The organism is Alcanivorax sp. HI0044 (assembly GCF_001634945.1).
Genome location: NZ_LWEZ01001334.1, coordinates 1 through 2,161 on the forward strand (window position 1 = coordinate 1; position 2,161 = coordinate 2,161).

Below are 2,161 nucleotides of genomic sequence, written 5' to 3' on the forward strand. Positions count from 1 at the left end.
CCTCCAGCTCGACTCGCCAGCAGATATAATTGCGACCGCTACCGGATGACGGCGGCTGTTCCGCCGGCACATCGAAACAGAACAGGATATCGCTGCCCTGCTGGGTGGGCTGGCACAGGGCGCGCTGGTCGGTCTGCCAGAGGATGTCTTCCACGGTCTTGCGGTCCTTGCCGCTGCCGCTCTCCCTGCCACGGATGCAGCTCAGCCACACATCCATATCTGTGTCACGGGACAACGCCTTGCCCAAGTGGATGGCGCCCCCTACCTGACCACCGGCATGGCCGGGTTCCGGGTCCAGTTCCAGCGGGGTGGGACCGAAAAACCGATAGTTGCTGCGCATCTTCCAGCCCGCCCAGGCAATGCCTGCGCCCACGGCAGGAAACAGCAGCACCATCAGAATCGCATAGTCCCCCCCGCTGACCTTGTCCCAGACCGCCAGATAGGCCGGCGATGGCAGCAGGATGAAAATGGCGCCGAAGCCCACCAGGAACCAGTGCCCGGATTTCTCATTACTGTGGTACGCCCCCCCTTCTGCCAGATCCGCCTTGCCCTTGCTGTCCCGGTTGAACAGGAACATCAGGCCGCCCCCCACCAAGGCAAAGACGCCGCCAAAAGCCAGACCAAACACCAATGAGCCCCAGCGTAGAGTGCGATCCAGAAAGGCCTCGGACGGATTCGCCGGATTGACCCAGGCCATGACCGTGTTGCCACGGGAACGCGCGCGTTCCAGCCGCCCGGCCAGACGCTGCCAGTAATCGTCGAAATTATCGCTGCCGCCGTACTGGCTCACGGTGCTGCTGGAATAACTGCGCCCCTGATAGTCATAACGGTAGCGGGCGCTGACGCTGTAGGTGGTGGAGCCGTCGGAATAACTGCGATTGAGCGTACTGCTAAGCACGGTGGCCGGCACCCGGTCCCAGCTTCCGGCTTGCCAGTATTGAAAGGCGGGTTTGAGCCCCACAAAGAACATCACCGCCAGGCCTGCCACCAGGAAAACCCCGGGAAACAGGATGGTCATGCACCCTGATGCTTTATTATCTTTCTGTGTTTCCTGTTCTGCGTTTTCTGCCGTATTCGACACCCGTGATTCCCCCAAACAACAACACTCCGGCCAGGGCACCGTACAGGTGGGCATTCACATAAACCCGCCCGTCGATCCAGCTACGGAGATACTCCACGTCATAGCCTGCCTGCTGCTCACCGACAATGCGCCCGGCAATCACCAGCAACACCAGTGAATGCAACCAGGGATTCCCCCGCCAGCCCTGAAGCAGGCAATAGACCAACAAGCCATGGAGGATACCGGACAGCCCCACATAATGCTGCAACCCGGTATCCAGAAAATACAACGCCAGGCCGGTGACCAATCCACAAAACAGCAGCCAGCTCCAGAAACGGACCCGATCAAGCAGATCCGTGAAAAAATAGCCGCACAGCACCAGACCCGCCAAATTGAGCAGCATGTGCCAGTGGTTGAGATGCACCAGATGGCAGGTAAAAAGTCGCCACACCTGCCCTTGCTCAATCGCTGCCCGATCAAACGCCAGCCAAGGGTTCACCCAGGCATGCGCCAGCCCCAACGCCACCATGGTGGCGACCACCAGGGCAAAGTGCGGGCGGAGTTTGTTGTCTCTGGGTTGCATGTAGTTGCCTGTCAGGTGTGAAAGGGGATTATGGGAAGGGTGAGTTGAAAGTTCAAAGTTGAAAGTTAAAACACGAGGGACGCTAGTGCCACCCGAAGGACTGATATAGCCGCGCTTCCTGTTTTAGATTGATATTACGCTCAGTAGAGCGTCAGCGGCGCGGCTCCGGAGTTTTTCGATTGCCTCCGGCTGCTGTCCGCGTTTCAACTTTAAACTTTGAACTTTCAACTCGCCCCCAAAAAAGAAAACCCCGCACTAGGCGTAATGCCGTTCACTTAAGAGGAGCGGCATTACGATCGACGGGATAGCGGGTCTTGGAGATTTTGACCGTTCTCGGCCTGGAAGGTCGGGAACGGTCCTCCAACAACAGGTTACCGATCCCCGCTCTGAGTTCCGCCAAGCGTGCGCCCGTGCGCGATAGCGGCTGAGCCGCCGCCATCACGATCAACTGCGCGGCGATGTACTGATAGGCGAACTTGAAGCGGATACGCGACGGGTCCTGGCCATGAGCCACTGCC

General features: G+C 59.0%; 2 protein-coding genes and 1 pseudogene. All 3 read right to left on the reverse strand.

Annotated features, from left to right (window positions below):
• Positions 1-1,018: DUF3592 domain-containing protein (locus A3730_RS19725; RefSeq protein ID WP_156501265.1), on the reverse strand; the 1,018-nt coding region annotated here is incomplete at its 3' end.
• 16 nt (positions 1,019-1,034) lie between these two features.
• Positions 1,035-1,643, reverse strand: a complete 609-nt coding sequence (gene rrtA, locus A3730_RS19730) for a rhombosortase (protein WP_063519585.1) — start codon at positions 1,641-1,643, stop codon at positions 1,035-1,037.
• 271 nt (positions 1,644-1,914) lie between these two features.
• A pseudogene (locus A3730_RS19735) lies at positions 1,915-2,161 on the reverse strand (IS4 family transposase); the annotation flags it as partial.

What these genes read in the sequence shown, in the direction of transcription:
- rrtA (WP_063519585.1), bottom strand. Translation starts at nt 1,643, where the DNA reads ATGCAACCCAGAGACAACAAACTCCGCCCGCACTTTGCCCTGGTGGTC.